Origin of the sequence: Nitrosospira sp. Nsp14 (assembly GCF_900113575.1) — a bacterium.
In the GTDB taxonomy this organism is placed as follows: Bacteria; Pseudomonadota; Gammaproteobacteria; order Burkholderiales; family Nitrosomonadaceae; genus Nitrosospira.
This window is the reverse complement of the sequence record NZ_FOPV01000039.1, coordinates 1-3,338: the sequence shown is the minus strand read 5'-3', so window position 1 is coordinate 3,338 and position 3,338 is coordinate 1. Positions and strand designations below refer to the sequence as shown.

3 protein-coding genes are annotated in these 3,338 nt (G+C 44.4%); all 3 read left to right on the top strand.

Annotated features, from left to right (window positions below):
• Positions 1-66 precede the first annotated feature (66 nt).
• The 3 genes from BM022_RS14900 (at position 67) to BM022_RS14890 (ending at position 2,957) form a co-directional block, all read left to right on the top strand.
• The gene (locus BM022_RS14900; RefSeq protein WP_091140558.1) at positions 67-351 is read left to right on the top strand and encodes a hypothetical protein; all 285 of its coding nucleotides are present in this window, start codon (positions 67-69) and stop codon (positions 349-351) included.
• Positions 352-474: 123 nt separating this feature from the next.
• Entirely contained in the window at positions 475-639 is a 165-nt protein-coding gene (locus BM022_RS15645; protein WP_177191756.1) for a hypothetical protein, read from the top strand.
• A gap of 818 nt (positions 640-1,457) precedes the next feature.
• Complete coding sequence (locus BM022_RS14890) at positions 1,458-2,957, top strand: DUF2326 domain-containing protein (protein ID WP_177191755.1); 1,500 nt, start codon at positions 1,458-1,460, stop codon at positions 2,955-2,957.
• Positions 2,958-3,338: the final 381 nt, after the last annotated feature.

The following is a 3,338-nucleotide window of genomic DNA, read 5'->3' as shown; positions in this document are numbered from 1 at the left end:
CCGGCTCAAGGATAAACGCAAAGCCGGGCATGTAAAGGTCAAGGCTTAGTAAAATTAAATGTCCGGGTGGGTCAGTTTTATTCCGGCCAAATAACCAAAAAGTGGGTCAGTTTTAAACCGGCGTTGACATGTTGGGACACTGCGAATGCAAGCAAGCACTTTCAATGGAGTAACGCCAGCGGCGTTTCGGCGATTGAAGATGATCCCAAGATCAAAGACTGGTATCAGTACTTCTTTACTTCAACTGCGCCAGGGCTTTTCATCGAATATGCCGGTGAGTATTACTCCATAGAGCAGATCAAAGAAATAGCCGTCCAATTCTACAGTGGGCTTCTATCTCATGTCGAGTAATCGCACATACACGTTCCGAGCTGCGCTACGATCAATCAGGCCTCGCCTGCCTCCAGCTGTCTATCATGTCAAACGTCAGCCCCCAAATACATCCGATGTCAGAGCTTCACAAAGAGCCCAAAAATGAGAGAACTGCTATCCATCTTGGCCGATATTGCGACGATTGTTACAGCGATTTGCGCAACAGGCATTCTTGTAAAGGTGAACGTAAGCCTCAAGAGCACTACAGACAAGCGTGCAAAACAGATAGCTAAAGGCACCGCCAATACTCAAAATATCGCGCAGTGAGAGCCATAAAACAGACGGCTATTGGTAGCCACAATCACCAAGAGACAAAGATATTTAACAGGCCGTTTGACCTCGTCGATATTTGCGCGGACAAGATAGGAACAATACTTTCTACGATTGCGCGCATAAATTTTTTCCAGGAACCAGAACTAAGGCTCGTTCCGCCTCATATGTGCGCAAAGAATTCCTTAAACCACATCGACGACGCGAATTCCATTGAAATAGATAAAACGTACGCTCTTTGGGATGAAATAACCTCTGCCATTAGTGCCGATGCTTCAGGAGCCATTGCAAAGGACTACCAAAAAGCCGCCTACATATTAAATCAGCTCTATCTGGCGAACTTCCAAAGAAACTTTTCCGGATTCAAGCTCCATGCTCTGGGAATTTATTGTCAATCCGTCGGCGGGAGCTTGGATGAAGCACATCTCTTGGTTCATCTAATTCATTTCATGTACCTAAGTTGCCAAATTGGAATAAAACCGTGATCAAAATTGGTCAGTTCTCAACACCCGAAAACACATCATTAGTTCTGGGGGCGCGGATCGGTTTACACCTAAGAAACCAGAAGTCTGAATCGCTATTAACACTTCAAAAGCGCTTCTGCGGGAGCGCTACCCCAGGTGCCAGGGTGGTTTTTACTGAAAGTCTACTTCTGCTTTACGCACTCGGCAAACTAACTTTTGATCACGCGACGGACACCATTTTCTATAATGAAAATACTGAAGATTAGTTCAAATATAAAGAGCTTCCGTTCAGTTTCATTTAACACCACCTTCTCAATTGTTCTAGGAATTGCGAAGAGCCGAGGTGAGGGAATGAGTCACAATCTCGGGAAGACAACGCTTATTGAGCTGATTGACCATATTCTCTTTGGATCGCGTGATTCCGACAGAATAAAGGCAATTAAGGCGAATTTTAAAGATCCGGTCTTTACTATTGACCTGCTTGCGGATGGAGCCCCTACAAAGATTATTGCCGACTATTCTAAGAAGAGAAAGTCCGCCTTCTTCTCTCGGGAACTGAAGCATGCCTATGAGTATTTCATTCGATTTCAGGATGACTACAAAGATGAGTTTAGAAAAGTTTCGATCCGTGGCAAAGACATAACTTGGAAGCCGCTTCTGTTGAGGCTTATGGGGTTCGACGAAAAGCCCCTCATTGAAAAATATGAAATTGAGGCAACGATTCAAGACTACGAGAGCTTTATCCAGATTGCGGCTAATAGTGGCATGCAGCGGGAAAGTAAAGGGACAGATATAGAGCGACTCGAAACTCGCCGCTCCGCGCTTCTCGAGTCAATAAAGAGCCTCAATTTTTCGAATGTCGAAGACACTGTTTCTGTTGAACTAGCCTCAATTACTGATGTTGCCATCGCCAACGTAAAGCGAGATCTGTTCGTCAATCGAAAGGAGCTTTTCGCAATAAATGAAGCTCTTGCGCATACTGTTTTCATTGATCTTGCGCCCAGTAAACTCGAAGAAATATACAGAGACTTAAAGATCTACTTTGCCGCACAGGTTACCCGCGATCTTTACGAGGTTGAGGAATTCTTCCAACAGATAACGCAGAATCGTACCACAGCTTTGATTTCAATGAAGAAGAAGGTCGTCGATAAGATATTGACGTTCGAAGAGAAGCTAGCAAAGCTGACAACAAAGAGAGCCGATCAGCTTCGGTTAATTATTTCTAAAGATTCGATCGAAATTTATCGCGATTTATCAAAGCAATTGGCCCAAACTGAAACCGAGCTCACGTTACTTAAGCAAGACATATATAAGGAATCCATACAGACCGCTACAGCAGAGCGTAATCTACTACGAACCCAACAATTGAAGTTGGCGGCGGCAGTCGCGTCAGAGATTGATGAGAATGATTCGAACTTCTCGCTGATAAAGCAAGAGTACAGAGACATTATGCGAGAAGTAATGGATATCGATGCGGAGCTTGTAATTGAAAAGAACGCAACAGGCAATCTCGACTTTCGTACAATCTCGTGGCGTGACGGAATTCGATCGCAGGAGCTTAAGGGGGAGATGGCGAAGAAAATTTCCTGTGCGGCCTTCGATGTAGCTCTACGAATAGTCAATAATGATGATACGGGATTCATAATTCACGACGGAGTCATTGATAATGCCGATAAGAATATTAAGCAGAAGTTTATCGCAGCCATGAAGTCGCGCGCTTCAGAGCATGACTTTCAATACATATTAACCGCCATTAACGATGATCTTCCGGATTCTGTGCAGCAGAGCGATATTGTTATTACGCTAAGCGACCGATCGGACACCGAGTTATTACTTGGCAAGACATTCTGACTCCCCACCTTTTGTCGATCCCTGAGTCGAAGGAGCAAACTGATCGTGGTGATCTACTGATGTGTTGAGGAGGAGTCGATGGCTCAGTTTCAATCGAAAAGAATTATTTAGTCTTCGAGGGCTCGAATCTGGCGTGTGGGAATAGCGGTTCGCTCAATTACCATTTTTTTCCGCCACAAGGACGCTCACCGATGAGTCAGGTCATAGAGAAGCCGCCATACTTGAGCTAATGTCGTGAAACTTCTATTGAACCGATAAAGATTTCCATGTTTAGCCTCAATTAACTTGTAGTAGTCGCGACTTCATCTGACAGTTACCCGATTTGACAGGTGCAATTGTCAGATCAGATTTAACTATTCAGTGCGGTAATTTTATCGTTCC